At 26.9% G+C, this 22,599-nt stretch carries 24 protein-coding genes; 5 read left to right on the top strand and 19 right to left on the bottom strand.

Annotated elements, in window-relative coordinates:
* Nucleotides 1-32: 32 nt before the first annotated feature.
* The 4 genes from I1959_RS01105 to I1959_RS15380 all read right to left on the bottom strand — a co-directional run bounded on the left by I1959_RS01105 (nucleotide 33) and on the right by I1959_RS15380 (nucleotide 5,971).
* Nucleotides 33-620, bottom strand: a complete 588-nt coding sequence (locus tag I1959_RS01105) for an indolepyruvate oxidoreductase subunit beta (RefSeq protein ID WP_195236865.1) — start codon at nucleotides 618-620, stop codon at nucleotides 33-35.
* A 1-nt stretch (nucleotide 621) separates the two neighbouring features.
* Nucleotides 622-2,421: an indolepyruvate ferredoxin oxidoreductase subunit alpha gene (gene iorA / locus I1959_RS01100; RefSeq protein WP_195236864.1), complete on the bottom strand. Its 1,800-nt coding sequence runs from the start codon at nucleotides 2,419-2,421 to the stop codon at nucleotides 622-624.
* Nucleotides 2,422-2,503: 82 nt separating this feature from the next.
* Nucleotides 2,504-3,769, bottom strand: a complete 1,266-nt coding sequence (locus tag I1959_RS01095) for a pyridoxal phosphate-dependent aminotransferase (RefSeq protein WP_207733498.1) — start codon at nucleotides 3,767-3,769, stop codon at nucleotides 2,504-2,506.
* 258 nt (nucleotides 3,770-4,027) lie between these two features.
* Nucleotides 4,028-5,971: a sigma 54-interacting transcriptional regulator gene (locus I1959_RS15380; protein ID WP_195236863.1), complete on the bottom strand. Its 1,944-nt coding sequence runs from the start codon at nucleotides 5,969-5,971 to the stop codon at nucleotides 4,028-4,030.
* A gap of 167 nt (nucleotides 5,972-6,138) precedes the next feature.
* On the opposite strand from I1959_RS15380, the gene I1959_RS01085 reads away from it, so the two are divergent.
* Nucleotides 6,139-6,753 carry an SIMPL domain-containing protein gene (locus tag I1959_RS01085; protein ID WP_207733497.1) on the top strand — a complete coding sequence of 205 codons (615 nt, stop codon included), beginning with the start codon at nucleotides 6,139-6,141 and terminating at the stop codon, nucleotides 6,751-6,753.
* A 39-nt stretch (nucleotides 6,754-6,792) separates the two neighbouring features.
* Here I1959_RS01085 and I1959_RS01080 read toward each other — a convergent pair whose 3' ends face one another.
* Together I1959_RS01080 and I1959_RS01075 are read right to left on the bottom strand one after the other, a co-directional pair.
* The gene (locus tag I1959_RS01080) at nucleotides 6,793-7,212 is read right to left on the bottom strand and encodes a DUF3785 domain-containing protein (RefSeq protein WP_092926971.1); all 420 of its coding nucleotides are present in this window, start codon (nucleotides 7,210-7,212) and stop codon (nucleotides 6,793-6,795) included.
* A gap of 10 nt (nucleotides 7,213-7,222) precedes the next feature.
* Entirely contained in the window at nucleotides 7,223-8,143 is a 921-nt protein-coding gene (locus tag I1959_RS01075; protein WP_195236861.1) for a biosynthetic peptidoglycan transglycosylase, read from the bottom strand.
* A gap of 88 nt (nucleotides 8,144-8,231) precedes the next feature.
* Between I1959_RS01075 and I1959_RS01070 the strand changes: the two genes are divergently transcribed.
* On the top strand, nucleotides 8,232-8,411 hold the full coding sequence (locus I1959_RS01070; RefSeq protein ID WP_166504969.1) for a hypothetical protein: 180 nt from the start codon (nucleotides 8,232-8,234) through the stop codon (nucleotides 8,409-8,411).
* A 34-nt stretch (nucleotides 8,412-8,445) separates the two neighbouring features.
* Here I1959_RS01070 and I1959_RS01065 read toward each other — a convergent pair whose 3' ends face one another.
* From I1959_RS01065 to I1959_RS01015, 11 genes are all read right to left on the bottom strand, one after another.
* Nucleotides 8,446-8,925, bottom strand: coding sequence for a hypothetical protein (locus tag I1959_RS01065; protein WP_092926973.1), 480 nt, complete (start codon nucleotides 8,923-8,925; stop codon nucleotides 8,446-8,448).
* A 275-nt stretch (nucleotides 8,926-9,200) separates the two neighbouring features.
* A complete protein-coding gene (locus I1959_RS01060; protein WP_195236860.1) occupies nucleotides 9,201-10,220 on the bottom strand; it encodes a serine/threonine-protein kinase in 1,020 nt (339 codons plus the stop codon).
* The gene (locus I1959_RS01055) at nucleotides 10,211-10,510 is read right to left on the bottom strand and encodes a hypothetical protein (protein ID WP_092926977.1); all 300 of its coding nucleotides are present in this window, start codon (nucleotides 10,508-10,510) and stop codon (nucleotides 10,211-10,213) included. Before I1959_RS01055 ends, I1959_RS01060 begins: the two co-directional genes overlap by 10 nt.
* A gap of 194 nt (nucleotides 10,511-10,704) precedes the next feature.
* A complete protein-coding gene (locus I1959_RS01050) occupies nucleotides 10,705-11,202 on the bottom strand; it encodes a 3'-5' exonuclease (protein WP_092926979.1) in 498 nt (165 codons plus the stop codon).
* Nucleotides 11,203-11,377: 175 nt separating this feature from the next.
* Nucleotides 11,378-12,496, bottom strand: a complete 1,119-nt coding sequence (locus I1959_RS15725; protein WP_195236859.1) for a murein hydrolase activator EnvC family protein — start codon at nucleotides 12,494-12,496, stop codon at nucleotides 11,378-11,380.
* Between the two features lie 20 nt (nucleotides 12,497-12,516).
* A complete protein-coding gene (gene ftsX, locus I1959_RS01040; RefSeq protein WP_092926983.1) occupies nucleotides 12,517-13,422 on the bottom strand; it encodes a permease-like cell division protein FtsX in 906 nt (301 codons plus the stop codon).
* Nucleotides 13,406-14,092, bottom strand: a complete 687-nt coding sequence (gene ftsE / locus I1959_RS01035) for a cell division ATP-binding protein FtsE (protein ID WP_092926985.1) — start codon at nucleotides 14,090-14,092, stop codon at nucleotides 13,406-13,408. Before ftsE ends, ftsX begins: the two co-directional genes overlap by 17 nt.
* A 167-nt stretch (nucleotides 14,093-14,259) precedes the next feature.
* On the bottom strand, nucleotides 14,260-15,213 hold the full coding sequence (locus I1959_RS01030; RefSeq protein WP_195236858.1) for a S8 family peptidase: 954 nt from the start codon (nucleotides 15,211-15,213) through the stop codon (nucleotides 14,260-14,262).
* A gap of 29 nt (nucleotides 15,214-15,242) precedes the next feature.
* Nucleotides 15,243-16,460 (bottom strand): MORN repeat-containing protein, encoded by a 1,218-nt coding sequence (locus I1959_RS01025; RefSeq protein WP_092926989.1) that lies wholly within the window; start codon nucleotides 16,458-16,460, stop codon nucleotides 15,243-15,245.
* Between the two features lie 96 nt (nucleotides 16,461-16,556).
* Entirely contained in the window at nucleotides 16,557-17,573 is a 1,017-nt protein-coding gene (locus I1959_RS01020) for a 3'-5' exonuclease (protein WP_195236857.1), read from the bottom strand.
* A 216-nt stretch (nucleotides 17,574-17,789) separates the two neighbouring features.
* Nucleotides 17,790-18,653 (bottom strand): tRNA 2-thiocytidine biosynthesis TtcA family protein, encoded by an 864-nt coding sequence (locus I1959_RS01015; RefSeq protein ID WP_092926993.1) that lies wholly within the window; start codon nucleotides 18,651-18,653, stop codon nucleotides 17,790-17,792.
* A 253-nt stretch (nucleotides 18,654-18,906) separates the two neighbouring features.
* On the opposite strand from I1959_RS01015, the gene I1959_RS01010 reads away from it, so the two are divergent.
* The 3 genes from I1959_RS01010 to I1959_RS01000 are packed head-to-tail and all read left to right on the top strand — an operon-like array spanning nucleotide 18,907 to nucleotide 19,976.
* A complete protein-coding gene (locus I1959_RS01010; protein ID WP_092926995.1) occupies nucleotides 18,907-19,116 on the top strand; it encodes a spore coat associated protein CotJA in 210 nt (69 codons plus the stop codon).
* Between the two features lie 2 nt (nucleotides 19,117-19,118).
* Complete coding sequence (locus I1959_RS01005; protein ID WP_166504964.1) at nucleotides 19,119-19,382, top strand: spore coat protein CotJB; 264 nt, start codon at nucleotides 19,119-19,121, stop codon at nucleotides 19,380-19,382.
* Nucleotides 19,383-19,403: 21 nt separating this feature from the next.
* Nucleotides 19,404-19,976: a manganese catalase family protein gene (locus tag I1959_RS01000; protein ID WP_092926999.1), complete on the top strand. Its 573-nt coding sequence runs from the start codon at nucleotides 19,404-19,406 to the stop codon at nucleotides 19,974-19,976.
* A gap of 609 nt (nucleotides 19,977-20,585) precedes the next feature.
* Here the strand turns inward: I1959_RS01000 and I1959_RS00995 are convergent.
* Together I1959_RS00995 and I1959_RS00990 are read right to left on the bottom strand one after the other, a co-directional pair.
* Nucleotides 20,586-20,993 (bottom strand): hypothetical protein, encoded by a 408-nt coding sequence (locus I1959_RS00995; RefSeq protein WP_195236856.1) that lies wholly within the window; start codon nucleotides 20,991-20,993, stop codon nucleotides 20,586-20,588.
* A gap of 249 nt (nucleotides 20,994-21,242) precedes the next feature.
* Nucleotides 21,243-22,367, bottom strand: coding sequence for a C40 family peptidase (locus I1959_RS00990; RefSeq protein ID WP_195236855.1), 1,125 nt, complete (start codon nucleotides 22,365-22,367; stop codon nucleotides 21,243-21,245).
* Nucleotides 22,368-22,599 lie beyond the last annotated feature (232 nt).

Here is a 22,599-nt window from a genome sequence, read left to right as displayed (position 1 = left end):
TTTATTTATATAATTTGTGTGCTTTTTGATTTTTAAGCTAAAGCTTCCTTACTTACTAGTTTCATCCCTTCATTAAATGCTTTTATATTTATATCAATAAATTTTTCTTTTACATTGTCTTTTATTATTTGTTCCCAATTTATATCTTCTAAGTTCATAGATTTAACTAATGCCCCTAAAAGAATTATATTCATTACTTTAGCATTTCCAATTTCTAGTGCTTTTTCTGCTGCATTTAATAAGCTTCCATTTAATCTATCTAATTCTTTTTCTATTTCTTCTTCTTTGTATTCAGCCTTTCCTGTAAGTATTGGCATAGAATCCATTCTATAGTTATTGTATATTATTTTTCCCCCTGGCTTTAAATACTCTAACCATCTTAAAGCTTCCATTTTTTCAAAAGAAACTAATATGTCAGCTCCACCTATTTCTATAACTGGAGAATATACTTCAGATCCATATCTAACTTGAGAGGAAACAGAACCTCCTCTTTGGCTCATTCCATGTATCTCACTCATTTTTACATCATATCCAGCTTCCATAAGCCCTGTAGTTAATAATTTACTAGCAAGTATAGTTCCTTGCCCACCTACTCCAACTAAAAGTATACTTTTTGTCATATTATTTTACCTCCTTAGCTAATCCATTATTAGATATTGCATCTTTAGGACATACTTGAGAACATACATTACATCCTACACATTGATTTTTATCTATATTTACTTTCTTTTCATCCTTGTCAAATGATATAGCAGGACAACCTGTTTTCATACATATCTTACATCCTATGCAAGCATCTTTATCTATATCACATTTATTTGTAAATGGATTGTTAAATTCTTCTATGTCTTCTTTAGAGAATCTCTTAAGTACACATGGCCATCTAGTTATTATTACTGAAGGTTCATCTAATTCAAATGCCCAATCTAGCGTCTCTTTTACTTCTTTTAAGTTATTTGGATCTATTGTTCTAACTTGCTTAACACCACAAGCTCTAACTAAACCTTCTATATCAACTATTTCAGTAACCTCTCCTTGTAATGTATACCCTGTTCCTGGGTTTTGTTGATGCCCTGTCATTCCAGTTATTCTATTATCTAATATTACAGATATTGAATTACCTTTGTTGTATACTACATCTAATAATGAGTTTATTCCTGTATGGAAGAAAGTGGAGTCACCAAGTACACCAACTACTCTCATTTCGTTATCTTTTTTCATATTAAATACTTTTTGAGCTCCATGACCTGCACTTAAACTAGCTCCCATACATACTACTGTATCCATAGCATTATATGGAGGTGCAAATCCTAATGTATAACATCCTATATCTCCTGATACTAATACATTTTTTCTCTTTCCTAACTCATAGAAAAATCCCCTGTGTGGACATCCTGCACATAGACCTGGAGGTCTTGGCACTACTAATTCCTTATTATATTTTATTGTATCGTTTGTTTTCCCAAATACAGCTTTTCTAAGAACATCTGGAGTCATTTCTCCCATTTTAGGGAATAAGTCTTTACCTATACAATCTATACCAGCTGCTTTTAGTTGATCTTCTATAAATGGATCATTCTCTTCTATTACATATATTTTTTCAACATTAGATGCAAACTCTTTTATTCTTTCTATAGGTAATGGATTTGTAAATCCTAGCTTCATATATGATGCATCATTTTTAAATACTTCTTTAGCAAACATATAACACATTCCTGATGCTATTACACCTACTTTGCTATCATTCATTTCACAATAATTTAAAGAAGTATTATTAGAATATTCTTCTAGTTTTTCTAATCTTTCTTCTACTGAATGTCTAAGTACTCTTGCATGTGCTGGTACTGTTAATGTTTTTTGAGGATTTTTAACATAATCTTTTATTCCAACTTCTACTCTATCACTGCACTCTACTATTCCCTTTGAGTGACATAATCTAGTTGTAACTCTATATAATACTGGAGTATCAAATTCTTCACTTACTCTATATGCTTCTTTTATCATATCCTTAGCTTCTTGGCTATTTGATGGCTCAAATAAGGCAATTTTTGCAAATTTAGCATAATTTCTGTTATCTTGTTCATTTTGAGAAGAATGCATTCCTGGTTCATCAGCAGAAACTAATATCATTCCCCCATTTACTCCAGTATATGCAAATGTAAATAATGGGTCTGCTGCAACGTTAAGTCCAACATGTTTCATAGATGCTATTGTTCTAGCACCTGCAATAGATCCTCCTATTGCAGCTTCAAGTGCAACCTTTTCATTTGGTGCCCACTCAGCTACTATTGAATCTTTATATGTAGCTATATTTTCTAATATTTCTGTACTTGGAGTTCCAGGATAAGCAGATGCATATTTTACACCAGCTTCATACGCTCCACGAGCTATGGCTTCATTACCAGTCATTAGTTTTTTCATATTAAATTCCCCCATATATCTTAGTTTTAAATCTATTTCCCTTATATTTTTAACTAATTTATATATAATACATTTAGTATTATTATCTATTTTCTACCAACTTTTGACTTTTTACATATTCAAGCGCATTTTTGATTATACTTGGTGCTATATTACATTTATTTTCATTTACTGCACAAACAGCAAATCTAAGCCCTGCTTTTAAAGGTACCATATATACATTATCTTTAGTTAATTCCTCGCATACTTCTCTTGAATTTTCACAAGGTATACTTACAAAAAATCCATCTCTATATGGAAGTATATCAAGCCCTACTTTTTCAGCTTCTTCTACAAATGCATTAGCTCTTCTTTTTAGCATTTCCTTATACGTATTTTTTTCCTCATTGTATTTCTTAAACTTCTCTGAATTATTTACTATATTGGAAAGAATTGCCATAGCTCCTCTATTGCAATTTGACCAATTTGCTCTGCAAGAGTGTACACAAGCATAGTAGAATTCTTCTGCTACATTTTCACTTGAAGTTATACAAACTGCTGCTCCCATTCTCATACCATAAGCTGTAAATCCTTTAGACATACTAAATCCTACTATAACCAATACATTTTCTGGTAGATTTGAGAACTTTTCAAAGAACATTCTACTAGCATTATCATCACTAGCAAAATCAATATATGCTATATCAACAAACAATATTATTTTCTTTTCTTTATTTTGAGCTACTTCTTTTGATAATCCTATTATTTTATCCCATTCATTATCTGATATGCTGTATCCTGTTGGGTTATGTGCTGGTGTGTTTAGAATTGTAAATATTCTTTCTTGTTTATCTGCTATTCTTAAAAATTCTTTTTTAAATGATTTGAAGTTGAAATTATTATTTTCATCAAATAACTCATAAGTTCCTACCGTTCTTCCTATTTCTTCTGTAATGCTTACATATGGACTCCAAAACCAATCTGATGTTAATACTTCATCACCTGGATTTGTATAATTCCAAGTAGCTAATTTTATAGCTCCACTTCCTCCTGGAGATGCTACTGCTCTTATATAACTATTTGGCATGTAATCTTTAAAAACTACTTTTTTAACAGCTTCAAGATAATCTGGCTGACCTTCAAGTGCTGCATAAGCAGATATTTCTGCATTTTCTAAGTTTTTATACTCACTATAAACTGTATCTAAAGTTATTAATCTTCCATAGTCATCCATTAATGCTCCTATAGTAGCATTTATAACATTTTCTCTTCCTATATTCTTTTCAGCTCTTTGAGCTCTCCCTGATAAATCAAATATTATATCTTTCTCTCTTGGCCATATAGAATGCTTAGCCGCCATACTTTGCATAATATTCCCACCACCCTATAATTATTTACTTTCACCCTTAATATAAAGCAACACTTGTGCCAAATATTCAAATATTTGAATTAATTTACTATAATAAACTAATAATTAATATAAACTAATAAAAAACAATTTTTTTTAAGTAGGCTTGTTTTTTATTAGTTTCATATTTATGTGAATCTTATTATTTATAATGACTTACCTTCGATGATAATTTTTTATGTTAATAAATCTTAACATTAGTTACTATTTTTTAACACATTAATCATTACCTTTATATTTTTTCCAAAGAGCTGTTCTGCTTATCCCTAAGATACTTGCCACCTGTGTTTTGTTTAATCCTTGAGATAATAATATATTTATAATCTTTGTTTCAACATATTTATTTATCTCTTTTATATCAATACCTATTTTTTCGTAATTTATATTTTCAAATTGACTATTACATGTATTCAAGTTATATTCATCCACTTTATTATCTTCATCTTCCACATATAATATTTCTATTTTACCTGTTAATACATATTTTTGTGCTACATTCTTTAGCTCTCTAATATTTCCCAACCAATTGTGATTATTTAATAGATTAACCTCTTCTTGCTTTAGCTGAAAGTTATCACTGATAGAAGATAGATTTGAAAAACCACCTTCTTCTATCATTTTTCTCACAAAATATTCAAACAAAAATACTATGTCTTTTTTTCTTTTTCTAAGTGGAGGTATATTTATCTCTAGGCTACTTAATCTATAAAATAAATCAGCTCTAAAAGTTTTATCTTTTATTTTTTGTCTTAGATTTTCATTAGTAGCAGCCATTATCCTTATATCTAGAGGTATCACCCGATCTGACCCCATTCTCATTATCTTTTTTTCTTCTATAACCCTAAGTAATTTAGTTTGTATATTTATAGGTAAGCTATTTATTTCATCTAAAAATATACTCCCTCCATGAGCAAGCTCAAAAAGCCCTGGCTTCCCACCTTTTTTTGCTCCTGTAAATGCTCCTTCTTCATATCCAAATAATTCACTTTCTAATAAACTTTCTGATATAGTGGCGCAATTTATAGCCACAAAAGGTTTATCTTTTCTTTGACTAATATTGTGCATACTTTGTGCTAACACTTCTTTTCCACAACCACTTTCTCCATATAATAAGGTCGTAAATTCTGTTTTACCAATCTTTTTAGCCATTTCTACAAGTTCTTTACTTATTTCATCTTTGAATATATAATCATCAAATGTATATTTAGCACAGAGCCCCTTATTATTTAAATCCATACGTATTTTTCTTTCTAAACTTTGTATATTAGTTATATCTTGAAGTATTCCAATTATTCCTTGAACTTGTCCATCAACTATTATGGGTACTGACCTTGTGTTTACTGTCAATTTATTTATATTTCTTATCTTACGCTTATGACTCTCATTTTTAATCATAGCTTCTACTAACCAATCCATACAAGGAAATACATCTTTTATATTTTTCTTATATACTTCTTCCTTTTTTGTATTTAATATTTTCTTTGCACTTTCATTAAATAGTATTATTTTGCCTTTTGTATCTATAGCTATTATTCCATCTTTTACTCCATCTAGTATATTTATAAGCATTTGATTGTTAAATTTCTCATTTGATAATGAACTTATTATATTTTTAGCGTATTCTATAGCCTCTGTTATAGATTCTTCACTAGCATTTATAAATACATTATCTATGTTATACTGTCTAGCAAAAGAACAAGCTATTCCACTTCCAACTATAACTATACCTTCTTTTTTATCGATGTATTTTAATACCTTGCTTCTTATTTCATATTTAGATTTGAACCATTCTTCCTTTATACGTATATTTATTACATCCTTTAAACTTATATAATCAAAATCTACTTCATCATACCCTAATATAAGAACTATTTCCTTTTTATATGTACTAGCTAATTTTATAGCTTTTAGTAAATCTATAGATTTCATATTTAAAGGTATTATGGGTACATTTACAGTATCTAATATAAGCTTATATCCTCCACCTCTACCTATTATTACTTGAGCTCCTTTGTCAACTAATATCTTTCCTTGTTCTTCTAATAAATCTAATTCTATAATATCTATTATAATTTCTTTATTTTTTATTTCCCTTGGGTAAAGTGTTTCTATTTTTTCTTTTAACTCTATATTTGACGCTATAACCCCTATTACATTTTCCACCTTTAGTTCCCCTTTTATCTCATTTTAAAAATTTATATTAATTATATCATATTAAATTTCTATTAATTAATATAATTTAAAGTATACTTATTTAAATATATAAACTTAGTAATAAACTATAAAGTATGGAGGTTTTGTTTATGCAATATAAAAATAGCCTATTTAATATGCCCTCTAACAAGGGCTCGTTAACAGTTAGAGGTGTAAGTTCTTTAAATATAGAATCTGATATGGCAAAAATTAATGTTAGAATCTCTTCTCAAGATAAGAGCTTAGAAATAGCAAAAGATAAAAATAGCGAAATTTTAAACAGACTTTTATATAGTCTTTCTGATTATGGTGTTTCAAAGGATGATATTTTTAGTAAAGACATTTCTGCTACTCAAAATTATGATTATGAAAAAAATACATTAATTTCTTATACTGTAACTCAACTTATAACTATAATAGTTCATGATTTAAGTAAAGTTAATGATATTTACTCTTTAGTAGTTGAAAATGGTGCAAATGATGAAATATATATAGATTTTTCTTTATCTAATCCTAATGAATACTATAATAAAGCATTAAAAAAAGCTACTCAAGATGCTAAAGATAAAGCTAGTATTTTAGCTAAAAGTTTTTCTCTTAATTATAATCCCATACCTTGTAAAGTTACTGAAATAAGTTCTCAGCTAAATAATATTAATTATTCATCTAAATCATCTATCACAAATGTAGTACCTGGTATAGTTAAGATAACAGCACAAGTAGATGCATCCTTTTTAACTTATTGTATGTAATAAAAAAAGTCTACCAGATCAATGGTAGACTTTTTTTATTTATACTATACAGTTTTCTATTTGTATTATATAATCTTGGCAGTTTTCACATATTATTATACTAACTATATAACTGTCATCAACTTTACCTGCTCTTAATAATTTGTTAAAACTTAATCCTTCATAACTTTTATCTATATCACTTATAACAAACTTTCCATTTTTAGTGAATATATAAAAATGATATTCTAAAAAACCAAAAAACTTTTGCTTTTCCTTAACTCCTTTTAGACATTCTGGGCAAGCTTCTTGGTAATATTCCATATCAAAATCTATTTCACTGCCATTAGATAACATTTCTAATATATTTTCTAATTTTATGCCATCTACGGGCTTTTCTTCATCATTTAATAAACCACTACAGTTATCTAAACTTAATACATATTCTTTATCTTCATAATTAAACTTATACTCTTTCATATTACACCTCTTATTTACCTATTTCAGATACAAAAGTTACTTCTTTAGTTAATGCATCTTCATATTCTGCATCATTTATATATCCAAGTTCATGCATTTTATAAAGTATTGTTTCTTGTCTTTTCTTTGCTTGTACAAATTGACCAAATTTTGCTGGACTATTAGTTATTCCTGCTAACATAGCGCATTCAGCTAAGTTTAAATCTTTAACATCTTTACCAAAATACACTTTAGCACCTTTTCCTACCCCATAGGCTGATTTACCTAAATATATATTATTTAAGTATATACCTAATATTTCATCCTTAGATATGTTTTTATCCATGGAAGTTGCATTAAACATATCCTTAAGCTTTCTTTTTATAGTTTTATCATCACTTGTAAGTAAGTTTTTAGAAATTTGCATTTCTATAGTGCTTCCGCCCTGAGTTGTATCTGTTAGTAAATTATGTACTACAGACCTTACTAAAGATATAGTATCTACACCATTATGTTTATAGAATCTTTCATCTTCTATAGATACAATAGCATCTTTTAAATACTTTGGTATATCATTATTATCTACCACTTCACTACTTATATAATTTTGCTCTAATAGCTCTTTAGTTACTTTAGGTGAGCCTTTGACCACTGTAAATACATAAATACTAGAAACTATTGATACTAAAGCTAATACTAATAACATTGCTATTAGTAAATTTTTAAATAATTTTAATAACTTTTTATTTTTTTTCCTCTTGCTTTTTTTAGCTCTTGAACGAGAACTATAAGTACTACTTCTTGTTCTTCTATTTATAGTGTTTTCATTTTTTATTTTTTCACTTACACTTCTATTATTAAATACTTTATTATCCGTTTTATTTGTTGTTTTACTTGTACTTGAGCTTACTCTTTTCCGTCTTATTTTATTATCATCATTATTATAACTCATAAAACCTCCTTATTTATAAAGTAATTATACATTGTTATACAAAATAAATCAAAGAACAAATTTGTAAGATTATGACTATACTTAGTTTATGCAACTTTATATATTATTTGTATATTATTTGGCTAAAAAAAATGATTTTTGGAAATTATATAATATATATAATAGCAAAGGAGATTTTGTTATAGCTTATTTTATACATGATACTTGTATAGGTTGCGGCACTTATGAACCAGAGTGTCCTGTTGATATTCATCAACCTATGGAATAATACATAAAAAAAAGAAAAGCAACGCTTTTCTTTTTTACTTTATATTTATGCTATGTACAATTTGTTCTTTACTTTTATCTTCTATATTATTTAACTCTAATTTTATAGGATCTTTAGTATTATGAAGTGTTATTCCCATTTTTATATCTTTATCTTCTCCACCTTTTATATTTCCTATAAATCCTTGTATATCTTCATTAGCTGTTGAAACAAAATACTTAACTGGTTTTCCGCCTTGATATGGATATACATCTATATTAGATAATTCTATGTCGTATTTACTATTATTTCTAACATTCATACTTATTATAGCAGAAGAATTGTAAACATCTCCTACACTTATTTTTTCCTCTACTATATTTATATCCTCTATGCTTATTTTTATATCATCTTTTTCTACATTATTTATTAATATATCTTTATTTAGTATATTGTTTTTTTCTATACATATTGATGTATTTGACATAGCTATAAAAAATAATAAGGTTAAAAGCAAACATTTAGATTTTTTCATATATACCTCCTAGATTTTTATAGTTTATCCAGAAGATGTATTTTTATACATTTTTATTTAAACTAAATTTAATTTTTAATTAAATTTAGTTTAAATAAAAATTTTATAAAACTTTTTTTAAATTTACTATTGCTTTTTTTGTCGAATCTTGTTATTATAAATACAAGGTTATTCCCCTAATAACCGATTATTTACTCCCCAAATAAAATATATTCCCTAATAAACCCCTTTTTATAATATATTTTACCCCTTTTTAATGACCTTACTTGATCGGTTTAAAGTAAGGTCATTTTTTTATTCTTTATAATACTTCTTATAAGCTTATATCCCTTAGCCTTTGTGTCTACTGTATAAATTTTCCCATCACTCAATACTTTCCATACATTATCTTCTTTGTATAAATTTATAAAAGTATTGTAGTTTGTATCTTCTAGTTCCCATACAAAGTCATTTTCTTCTAATTTTTTATATCTCCAATCTAAGTTTCTACTTACACTAGATAAATCATTCATTATTTCTAAAACATCTTCATACCTATCCCTTGGATCTATCATAAGACATTTTTCTATTATATTTATAATTTCTCTTGGTACATGAGGCAAATATTTTTTTCTTATAGGGAACTTCCCTTTAGCGCATGCTATTTTTAAACTATTTAAGTCCTTATATTTTCTGGCTTGATTATTATATTCTTCATTTCCATTACACATTCTATATAATGTAGTACCTATTTGATATATATCAATTTTTTTATCTATTATAGAATTTGTACACTGCTCTGGAGCTATATGCTTATAATATACATTTCTAAGCCTTGCATTTCCTGAATTATTTAAATACAATGCCGAACCAAAATCGGTTAGTATTGCATTATCATTATCACTTATAAGTACATTATTTGGCTTTATGTCACAATGTATTATACCCAAAGAATGGATATATTGTATTGCTGATAAAAAGTCTAATGAATACTTTATAACTTCTCTAATGGTTAAGCTTTTGTGTTCTAATAAATTATATAAAGATCCTCTTTCTAGGTATGGCATTGTTATATATATATTATTTTCATCTTGAGATGCTGTATTTATATTCATTATATTTGGATGATTGCACCTATATATCTTCTTAGATTCGTCAAAGTATTTATCTGCAGATTTTAATTTTTTTTTACTTATTTGCTTTAGTATAAATTTACATCCAAGCTGAGTATCTTCTACTAAATATAAATTTGAATTAACCCCTTCAGATTTAATCTTTTTTATTACCTTTAAGTTAACATTTGGATTTATTTGCATATTTCCACCCCACAATTAAATAGAAGTTCCTCTACTATACCTTCTATCTTTATTAACTGTATAGTATCTTCATTTTCTGATTCATTTTTATTTATATAGGATTTATTAATATCATGCTCTTTTATAATAGTACTTACTAATTTTTTTATATAATTTAATCTATTCCCGATATCAAAAGACTTCGGTATAATTAATTTATTTTTAACGATATATATCTTCTTATTTTTTATTTTTTTAAATATTGAAAACTCTATCTCACTTACAGATATATTAAATTCTATAAAATTCATATGTCTAACCCCCTAAAGGTTTTTTAAGATACTATATACTATGAGTTTTAATAAAAATTAACCACTAAATATAATTAGTTTTAAAAATTTTTTATTTTGAATGATATAAATTTATGTCTTATATGAAAATAATTTAAATCATAAAATTCTAACAAAAAAGCAAACTATATTTAAATAATAGTTTGCTTTTTTGTTTATTTTATTTTTAAAAATAATTTAGCTGTAGCTAATGTATCACTATCTGCTCTATGTGCATTTTTATTTTCTATTCCATAATATGCACATGCTGTTTCTAATTTTTTATTTTTGCCTTTATAGTCCTTATTAGCCTTTAACATTTCTAATGTACATATATGGTTAGTTATAGGTTCTAAATTTAATTTATCTAAATAATAATTTAAAAATTTTAAGTCAAATTTAGCATTATGAGCTATTATAGTCCTATTTCCTATATATTTTCTAAATCTAGGTAAAACTTTTTCTATAGGGTCTTCATTTTTAACCATATCATTAGTTATGTTAGTTATATCTGTTATAAATGGCGGTATATCTGAAGTTGGTTTTACAAACCTTGAATAATTCCTAATTATTTCGTTATTTTTTATCTCAGTTATTCCGATTTCTATTATTTCGCAACCCTTATATGGGTCAAGACCCGTGGTTTCTAAATCCACAACTACATATTCTTCCATGTGTAAAACTCCTTTTAGATTCTTGTTTATCTAATCATATATTATATGATAACATGTATTATGTTTTAGCACAAAATTTGCTAATATTTATTTAAATGTACAACTTAATTCATTTATTTCTAAATAAAAAAATAAGTATCTATTAAATTATTTTTTAATAGATACTTATTTTTTATTACCCTATGTATGGCATAGGATTTGTATGCTTTCCATTTATTCTTATTTCAAAATGTAAATGTGGCCCTGTTGATCTTCCTGTATTTCCTATTTTAGTTACTGCTTGTCCTTTTTGAACCTTCTGTCCAACAGATACTAGTAATTGATCGTTATGTGCATATAATGATACCTTTCCATTATCATGTTGTATCATTACAGTATTTCCATAACTTCCTTTAGGTCCTGAATATATAACTGTACCACTATCAGTTGCTACTGCTGGGGTTCCTTTTGGTGCGGGTATATCAATACCTGTATGTATCTTTTGAACATTTAATACTGGATGAAGCCTATATCCATATGGAGAGCTTATTCTAGTATGTCCTGGGACTGGCCAAGATCCACTTGATATTATTGCTCCATTTAAATTTTCATCAATTGATGCAGCACTTTGTTGTGCTTCTTGTGCTTGTTTAGCTGCTGCTTCTGCTGCTAATTTTTCAAGTTCATTTTGTAAATTATCTTCTTCAGTTTCTAGTTCTCTCTTTAAAGCTTCTAGTTCACTTTTATCAGATTGTACCTTTTCATTATTTTCTACTAGAGATATTTTTAAATCTTCTTGCATTTTCTTTTTATAATTTAAATCTTTTTCTTTTTTCTCTACTTCTGATTTATTTTCATCTAATTCTTTTAGTATCTTCTGATCTTGTTCTACAACTTGCTTAACTACATATATGTTATTGAAAAAATCTGATATAGAAGTACTACTTAATATAACCTTAATATATCCCATAGAATAATTATTGTTTATTGCTTTTAATCTTTTACCTAGAGCTTCTTCATTTTTACTTATATTTTCGTTTAGTTTTTCTATTTCAACTTTAGTGTTTTCTATTTCACCATTTAAATTTTCTATTTTATCATTAGTTTCTTTTATATTTCCTTCTATTTCTTTCACTTTAAAATCTAAATCTCTTATTTTAGATTCTAAAGTTGTTTGCTCTTCTCTGTTTTTGTTTAATTTATCATCTACACTCTTTTGTTTAGTTTCTATATTTTTATCTTCAGTATCTGCATATATATATGTTGTTCCAAATACTAAAGAGCATACTGTTAGCACTGTCAATATTTTTTTCACTCAATCTTCCCCCTATTACTTTATACTTTTAAATGTCTTTTAACTGATATAACACTTCCTAATACCCCTATAACTACTCCTGTTATAAGCAGCGTCGATATTAGTGAAGATGATATAGAAGCCAATGGAAGGACTGCACCCGACATAATATTGTTTATTGGATTTATAAATTGCTTTAAATTTTCTACTATATATCCATACATAACCAAACATATACCAATAGCTAAAGTAGCTCCTACTAATCCAATAAAAAAGCCTTCTACTATAAATGGAGATACTACAAATAAGTTACTACCACCTACATATTTTATAATTTGTATTTCTTCTTTTTTACTATATACTCTACTTTTTATCGTATTAGATATTATTACTAGGCATATTAATAGTAAGCCCCCTATTAAAATTGACCCAAATTTCTTAACTGTACTTGATATACTTAAGAAATTTTGTATTATATCTTGAAAATAAGTTATCTCTGTTACACCTTCTAACTTAGATATCTCTCTTGATATTTGCTTTATATTCTCTGGATTATCTATTGTAACAAGGAAGGAATCCTCTAAAGGATTTTGTACACCTTCAAGTAGATATGCTTCTTCTCCAAAACTTCTTTTAAGATCGTTAAAAGAAGCTTCTTTTGTTTTAAACTCAACACCTTTAACACCATTTATATCTTTAATTTTATTTTTTAATTCTATTCTCGCATCATCATTAGTGAATTCTTCTATAGATACCCTAACTTCATTTATTTCGTCTTGTGCATATTTTATAAATTGGTTTATATTTAATACTATAGTTAAAACTATTCCTAGTATTATTAAAGATGCAGATATAGAAATTGTAGATATAATAGTCATAGTTTTATTGTGAAAAGCACCTTTTATTCCTTGCTTTAGACTGTATAAAAATTTAGACATTAATTTCATATTTTTCCCTCTTTGTATCTTTAATTATTTTTCCTTCTTTAAGCTCTATGACTCTCTTTGGAAATAGCTTTAATATTTCTATATCATGTGTTGCCATTATGACGGTAATACCTTCTTCATTTATTTCATTTAATAATTTTAAAATTTGAATAGAATTATGTATATCTAAATTTCCCGTACATTCATCTGCAATTATTATAGATGGTTTATTGACTATAGCTCTAGCTATACCAACTCTTTGAGATTCCCCACCTGATAATTCATGTGGATATTTACTATGTTTTTCAGCTATGCCAACTCTTTTTAACACTTCCATAACTCTTGGTCTAATTTCTTTGGCATTTGTACCTACAACCCTAAGCGCTAATTCTACATTTTCATAGACTGTTTTTTCATTTAATAGTCTAAAATCTTGAAATACTATTCCTAAATTTCTTCTGTAATTATGTACTTTGCTTGCTTTTATTTTAGTTATATCTTCCCCTAAAACAGAAAGTCTTCCTGATGATATTTTTTCTTCTCTAGTCAATAATTTAAGTAAAGTAGACTTTCCTGCTCCTGAATGTCCTACTAAAAACACAAATTCGCCTTGTTTTATTCCTAAATTTACATTATCTAGTGACTTATTACCATCTGAATAAAATTTATCTACATTAGTAAATTTAATCATTTTCATCACTCCAATTTTGCTTTTGTTGCCCTATTTTTTATTTACTATACCATTATACACAATTTAGCATTTTTTTGTAACCTTTTTGTAACTTTAATTGCAAATTTTTATCATTTAATATCAAAAAACTTCGCATATCTAATTTTTTTATAGATATGCGAAGTTTTTTAATTCTTTTTCTTATTTTTAGTTTTAACTTGCGCTAGATATACAAGCCCATTACCTTGAATAGTTCTTGGATAGTTAATAGATTTTGTATGCTTTATAAGTTGAGCATATAATTCAGTTTCACTTAAATCTCTTTGAAATTCTTCCCTTGACCAGTTTTTAAGTAAAGCTAAGCTTCCTGTCACATGCGGTGTTGCCATACTTGTTCCACTTAGTACTTCATATTTGTTATTTGGATAGGTTGAAAGTATTTCTACCCCCGGCGCAATTACATCTATAACTAAATTTGCATTACTAAAACTAGCAGGATTTCCTTTTTTATCAACTGCACCTACTGATATTACTTCTTCATAAACAGCTGGATATGAATATTCAAAACTATCAGCATTTCCATCACCACTATTTCCAGCTGCACATACTACTAATATTCCTTTTTTGACAGCTTCCTTTACTGCCCTTTCTAATTTATCTGAACTTCCACCCATTCCAAGTGACATAGATATTATATCTACCTTTTTTTCCACAGCATAATTTATGGCATTAACTACCCAACTTAATTTTCCTAGTCCATTACCTTCTATAGCTTTTAATACATATATCTGTGCACTAGGTGCTATACCTACTATATTATTATTTGGATTATTTGCCACAATAGTGCCTATAACATGAGTACCATGTCCTACTCTATCAGTTACAATATTTGGATTTTTATTATCTTCATTTGTAAAATTTCTAACTTCTACTATATTATTTTTTAAGCTTTCATGATATATATCACATCCTGAATCTATTACTGCTATACGTACTCCACTTCCTTTATTAGATTCTTTCCACATATCTCTAGCTTTTATCATATCCACTCCATATTGGTTAACTGTATTTCTTCCTCTTGAGTTTGATTCTATTTTAAATGGCAACAACTTAATGTTTAAATCTTCAGATTTATTTTTCATAGATACCACCCCAAAATTTATTCTTATAATTAATTATATATTTTTGAAGTGATAATGTGATTCTGTTCTTTATCATTTTCGAGGTAGTTTTCTATATTATTTAATAAATATTTTTCATTTATTTCACTTACATCTATATTATGTAGGTATCTTTTATTTTCATTACATATATATACACCTTGTGTTATAATATTTTCTTCTATAATTACTTCTAAAATAATATTATTACTTAAGTAGTAGGTTCCTACCTTACCTTTTTTATCTTCTTTAAATTCGCCTACATATTTATATAACTCACAAGTGTATGTTCCTACTCCATGTTTTTTACCTTCTTTAAACTCTCCTTCATAAGTACTTTTATCTTTATATGTATATCTTCCTCTTCCATTTATAATATCATCCTTAAATTCACCTTCATATATTTCACCATTTCTATATTTCATCATACCCTTGCCTTTTTTTAATCCATATTTATACTGACCTTCATATATATTCCCATATTTATCTATGTAGCATCCATGACCATGATATATATTGTCTTTAAATTCACCATTATATTTGCTTCCATCTACAAATTCATATCTGCCTTGTCCATTTTTTTTGCCTTCTACAAAATCCCCTTCATAAATCTGCATATTTACATCAATAAGCCTTCCTTGCCCATGTTTAAGGTTATCTTTCCACATTCCATTATATTTGCTTCCATCTTTACAATATAAAATTCCCTTTCCATGTCTTTTTCCGTCTTTAAAATATCCTTTATATATGTCTTTGTTTTTATAAGTATAAGTTCCTATTCCTTCTATCTTATTTTCTTTAAAATCACCACTATACGACCCTTTATCATGATAAGTATATTTACCTATTCCATGCATTTTATCATCTTTCCAAAGCCCTTCATATCTATCTTTATTCATGTATATACATATACCAAAACCCTCTCTTTTTCCATCTTTAATCTCCCCTTTGTATACATCCCCATTATCATATTGCATAGTTTTCTCTTTACTTGATATACTAGAGTTTTCTATTTGTCTTATATTTTCTTTTACTTTCTTTGTATCTACATTGCTTCTGTCGTCTATCATTAAGCTATTTCTTGTATATCCTCTTGTATGTCCTTTATTTTTAGGCTTGTTATATTTTGCTTTTAATATAATACTTACACCATAAAATAATATAAATATTGATGATAAAGATATAAATACCTTAAATATTATAGAAAAATAATTACTTATTTCTTCCACAAAAACTCCTCCTATTTCCTTTTTTGGTTTCTTATAATTTATATTTATTCTTGTACATATTTATTCATATTAAAAAGCTGTTGATATTTAATTTTATCAACAGCTTTTTTCCAGTATATAGTCAAATTCTATTTCTTCATACTTTAAATCATCAGAAAATAAGTTTATTATACTATTTATTTCTTCTACGTATTCCTCTTGCTTTAGCTTATAAAGCATTAAATCATCTATTAAATCTTTCATATCAAAATATACATTCTCAAGTATATAAAAATGCCCAGTTCTAATATCTTTTAACTTATCTATTGTGTCCATTTTTCTACTTATATCTCTTATTATATCTATATTGTATATTTCTATGTTATTTATAGATTCCAAATACAAATATACAGTTTTTATAACTTCTATGGATATATCAAATTTGCTAGCCTCTTTTGGATTTTTATAGTATATATTTGTGTATTCATCAAAAACTTTTTCTAAGTTTTCATTTAATATTATAAATGGTGGTCTTATAAAATCTTTTATTATTAGTATGTCCCTTATACCTTCATTTTTTTCTAAAACTTCATCTAATACATATAAATTATATGCATCATATAAAGGATCATGTGCGTCTCCTTTAAATTCTACGTTTGCACATTCTAGTAAATTTTTTAACGAAACATAATTCATACATTTTATCCCGCATTCTAAATATTTGTCCTTTATATCTACGAATAAACCTTTTATATTATTTATAAATCTTGGGTGATTGTTTTTTTGAGCGCTCTTTTTATCTGTATTATTAAAGCAAGTTAAATCTAGATTTCCAAAGGTATATATACCCTCTATTTGAGAAAATGTACCTAACCATTTTTTAAATTTTCTCATAACTTCTTCATATGTTGGAGCATCTTTAATATCATCTTGCTTTATATGAGTTAATTCTTCTATATGTGGATATATTTCTTGGTTAGTTACAGGCTTTATTAATGACTTAAATTCTTCTATATTACCTGTATCCGTATCATATTGTATAGCCCCAATTGCAATTATATCTGCATTTAGCATATCTCTTTTATTTCTTACACTTGGCATATTCATTTCAAAGTCTATATAAACTCTTTTCAATCCAAACTCCCACCTTCTAAATATCTTTACTTATATTTTATCATTTTATGATATTTTTTCACTATACATTTATAAAATTTTCGCTTTTCTTGCTTATTCAAATATATTTCATAAAATCAAAAATAAAAGGAAGAATAAAAATTCTTCCTAAATCTATAAATATATTATATCTAATTATACTAAAAATAAATAATGTAAACTTTAAAGAATTTCTAGTTAGTCTTCAAAATTTTCCATAAATGAATGCTTTACTCCATCTTTTTGCCATCCAAGTACAGAATCTATATTTACATTTTCCGCTGCTTTAAATATTGATTTTTCTACATCCTTAAAGTTTTCTCCAAGGCTTTTGATTAAATCTTTTATTTCATATCTCTTATTACCAGTCTTTTTAGCCGCTACCATACATGCACAATTTAGTGGCCATATACCACTATTTTGTATAAATCTTACTATATGCTCTTCTCTTATATAATAAAGTGGTCTTATTATTTGTATACCATCAAAGTTTGTTGAATGTAGTTTAGGTAACATTGTTTTAAAATTAGCCGAACATAGTAGGTTAAGCATTGTTGTTTCTATAACGTCATCATAATGATGTCCAAGTGCTAACTTATTACACCCTAGTTCTTCAGCTTTAGAGTATAGTGCTCCTCTTCTCATTCTTGCACACATATAACATGGATAATCTTTAGCTATTTCATCTGCTATTTCAAATATTCTTGAGTCAAATAAGTGTATTGGTATATCTAAGTATTCACAGTTATCTACAAGTAGTTTTCTTATGTCTTCATGATATCCTGGATCCATAGCTATAAACTCTAATTCAAAGTTTACTTGTCCATGTCTTTTTAACTCTTGAAACATCTTAGCCATAAGTAGACTATCTTTTCCTCCAGATATTGCAACAGCTATTTTATCGCCTTCTTCTACTAGATTATAATCTCTTATAGCTTTTATAAATTTTGACCATAAATGTTTTCTATATCTCTTTATTATACTTCTTTCTATATCTTTTAATGGTTGTCTTTCATCAAAAGGTACTATTATCTCACAGCCTTTTCCCGCTAAGTTGCTCATACTATCACCTCTTATTTATATTTTGGTTATATCTATAATTCATTTTCATTAAATTTCAAATTTAGACTATTTTTAATAAAACATGCAAATTATTTTATCATATATTAAGCTAATAATTCAAGTAATCTACTCATTTATTTTAATGTGTATTTTTGCTCTAAATATAGTTTATATATTTATTAGTAACACTTTTTTACAACTACAATATATTATTATTAAGTTCATTCTCACTTTAAGACAGGAGGTTTAATTTATGCAAGATGATAATAGAAAAAACTGTATGGAACCTAGATATTCCTTAGCTAGACCTTATATTAAGCGTCAAGTCTACACTAAAACGTATAGCTTACCTAAAGCCTTTCAACGTGGTACTCTATTCCCTGAGCTATATCTAATAGATTCTCCAATTTATAACAAGAATTTATATTCAACTCCACTAAGAGAAAAAGGAGGTAGAGAATAATTATGAGTGACTCTAGAAATGAATTAATGCGAAAAATTCAAGAGCTTTGTTTTGCATGTTTAGATATGAATTTATATCTAGATAATAATCCTTGTGATAAAAATGCAATTGCTACTTTTAATTCTCTATGTAATCAATTTTTAGAAGCAAGATGCTTATATGAAAATAAGTATGGACCTTTAACTAACTTTGGATTTTCACCTAGCAAGTATCCTTTTAGATGGGTAGAAAGCCCATGGCCTTGGGAAAGAGAATTTAACGACTAATAATTAAGGAGGATTTAATTTATGTGGATATATCAAAAAACATTACAACATCCTGTTAATCTTAAAACTAAGGATATAACTATGGCTAAATATCTTATAACTCAATTTGGTGGACCTAATGGAGAGTTAGCAGCTGCCCTAAGATATCTTAGTCAAAGATATACTATGCCTACAGGGAAAACTAAAGCACTTTTAACTGATATCGGAACAGAGGAATTAGCACATGTTGAAATGGTAGCTACTATGGTTTATCAACTAACATATGATGCTACTCCTACTGAGTTAGAAGAAGCAGGACTTGGATCTAATTATGCTCAAAATGGATTTGGTATATATCCAACAGATTCAACTGGAAATCCATTTAGTGTTTGTCCTATTGCTGTTATGGGAAATGCCGTTACTGACTTACATGAGGATATGGCCGCTGAACAAAAAGCACTAGCTACCTATTATCAACTTATAAATCTAACTGATGACGCTGATATAATAGAAGTTTTAAGATTTTTAGGTCAAAGAGAAATTACTCATTATCAAAGATTTGGGGAAGCTTTGATGGACGTTTATGATTTTGAAGAAAGTAAACATACATTTTAATCTATAAATTTGTTTTTAATGTCTAAGGCAACCTTTTGATTTGCTTTAGACATTTTTTATGTATAATATTTTTTAATTTAAAACTTTATAATTTAACTTATAATAAAAAGGAGCTAAACTCTATTTTCTTTGAGATAGCTCCTTTTTAATCGGATTCATTATCTATATTCACTTTATTTCTCCTTTTGATATATAATATTACTTATGCTTTAATTATTATTCATTTTCATGTTCAGGTATATAATCATATGCCATTTCCTTTTCATATTCAAATATCATCAAATCTATATTTCTCTCCATTTTTTACCTCCATTTTTTATTTATATAAATTACATTAGTTGATTTAGCAAGATAATTTTTATTTTATTCTTTACTTAATCTAAACTTGAAAAATCCTTTTTACTTTATTCACTTCCACTATCTGGTGTATAATCATATTCTATTTCTTTTTCATATCCAAACATTACTAATTCTAATCTATTATCCAAATTAACATCCCTCCTTCTTTTTATAATACATTAAATATGAAGGATTAATTTTAAATGTTTCATATTTAATGTATTATATGCAAGATATTTATAAATATTTCCTTTTTTGAATTTAATTATTTTATATATTTGAAAGTATCCTTATCTTTACGTCTTCGCTTAGTGTTATAAAATTTGCTATATTTTCTATATCCTCTACTATATATAAATGAAAATAATCACTTAACTCCTTTAAAGCTCTATACTCTTTTCTATCAAAAAAATATAGATATAAATTATTTATATATCTCAAATAACATTTGTGTATTTTTATTTCAGCATAAACATGGCTTGTACTTTTTCTTGCCTCTTGAAATAATTCTTTTAATTTCATATATGCACATTGAGAGTCTTTAGGTATATATTTATCACTTAGAATTTCATTTAAGGCTGATTCAATATTTGGTATTGCTCCTTTATTTATAAATACATCTAAATAATAGTGATCTTTTCTGTATTTGAATTTATAAAAATCTGTTACTACACCCATAGAAACACTCCTTGTTAATCTATAAATTTAATTTACACTATATATTATTTTCAATATATTAGATTATTTATTCATCAAAAATCTTTTTACTTAATATATTAGATTTTTTTATTTTCAAATTTATTCATCTGTATATATTCATAAACAATCAATTATTTTATGCCTAATATAAAATCATTGCATAAAAAAAATAGATGTTTTATTAATAATACATCTATTTTTTATATAGTGAGAAAATTTTTAAGTTATTTATAAGACTCTTCTTGCATTTACATATGCATTATTATAATAATTACTTAATTCGGATATAACTACTTTTCCTTTACTCGATGATGCATGTATCATTTTATTATTACCCATATATATTCCAACATGACTTACATTTCCATCATTTGAACCACTTGTATCAAAAAATATTAAATCTCCTTTTTGAAGGTTATTTTTATTTACATATTGTCCAAATTTTGATTGATCTTTTGATACTCTTGGTATATTTATTCCAGCAGACTTTTTAAATACATATTGAGTAAATCCTGAACAATCAAAACTACTAGGTCCTTCTGCTCCCCATACATATGGCTTTCCTAATAATGTTTGAGCTAAATTTATTACCTTATCGGCGCTTTGAGATGTTGTTCCACCACCATTAGGCATATCTGCTGTTAAGTACTTGCTTGATACATATCCTATTTGTCCATTATATTTTATCTTTGCCCATCCATTTGATTCTGATATTACCCCTACCTCAGCACCATACGGTATTGAACCTATTTTTGAGTGACTTGTACTTGGTCCTTTTCTAATGTTTAGTGAACTTGCATTTACTTTTCTATTATATTTTACTTTTTCTTCACTTGGTGAAGTTGAATCTTCACTACTCTTTAAATATTGACTTGATACATATCCTATTTGTCCATTATAACTTACCTTTGCCCACCCATTTGACTCAGATATTACTCCTACTTTTGTTCCATTAGGTATTGAATCTATCTTTGAGTAACTAGTCCCCGGACCTTTTCTAACATTTAAGGAACTTGCATTTACTATCTTATTGTATTTTATAGTATTATCTGATGTATTTCCTTCAGAAGAGTTTGAAACGTAATTTCCATGTACGTATCCTACTTTTCCATTATACTTAACATTTACCCATTCTCCACTTTTTCCTATGTACTCTACTTTGTCTCCTTTATAAAACTTACCAATTGAACTATAGCTAGTACTTGGTCCTTTTCTAAAGTTTACCGAATTTCCAGTTATCGTTTTATATTCTATGTCTGCTTTTTGTATAGTATCAGCATTTGATACACTAACTGACATTGGAAGTAATATTGATGTTGCTACCAATCCCATTTTTATACTTTGTTTATTCATATTTTATTACTACAGCTTAGAAGCTATAGTATACTCAACTCCTCTCCTTAATTGGTATTTATACCCTAGCTTTAAATTTCATTTTATAATACTTTTTTACTTTATATTTTAACGTTTTGCCCATGCTAATATTATTTCAAATTTGTAAGTTTTTGTCTATATTTTTCGATAACTGTTATATATTTACAATTTATATATATTTTTCTTCTTATAAAATTTTCTTAACATTTAA

Origin of the sequence: Romboutsia sp. 1001285H_161024_C4, assembly GCF_015550185.1 — a bacterium.
In the GTDB taxonomy this organism is placed as follows: Bacteria; Bacillota; Clostridia; order Peptostreptococcales; family Peptostreptococcaceae; genus Romboutsia_C; species Romboutsia_C hominis.
The sequence above is the reverse complement of the archived record's forward strand: the minus strand, read 5'-3'. Positions and strand labels throughout refer to the sequence as shown.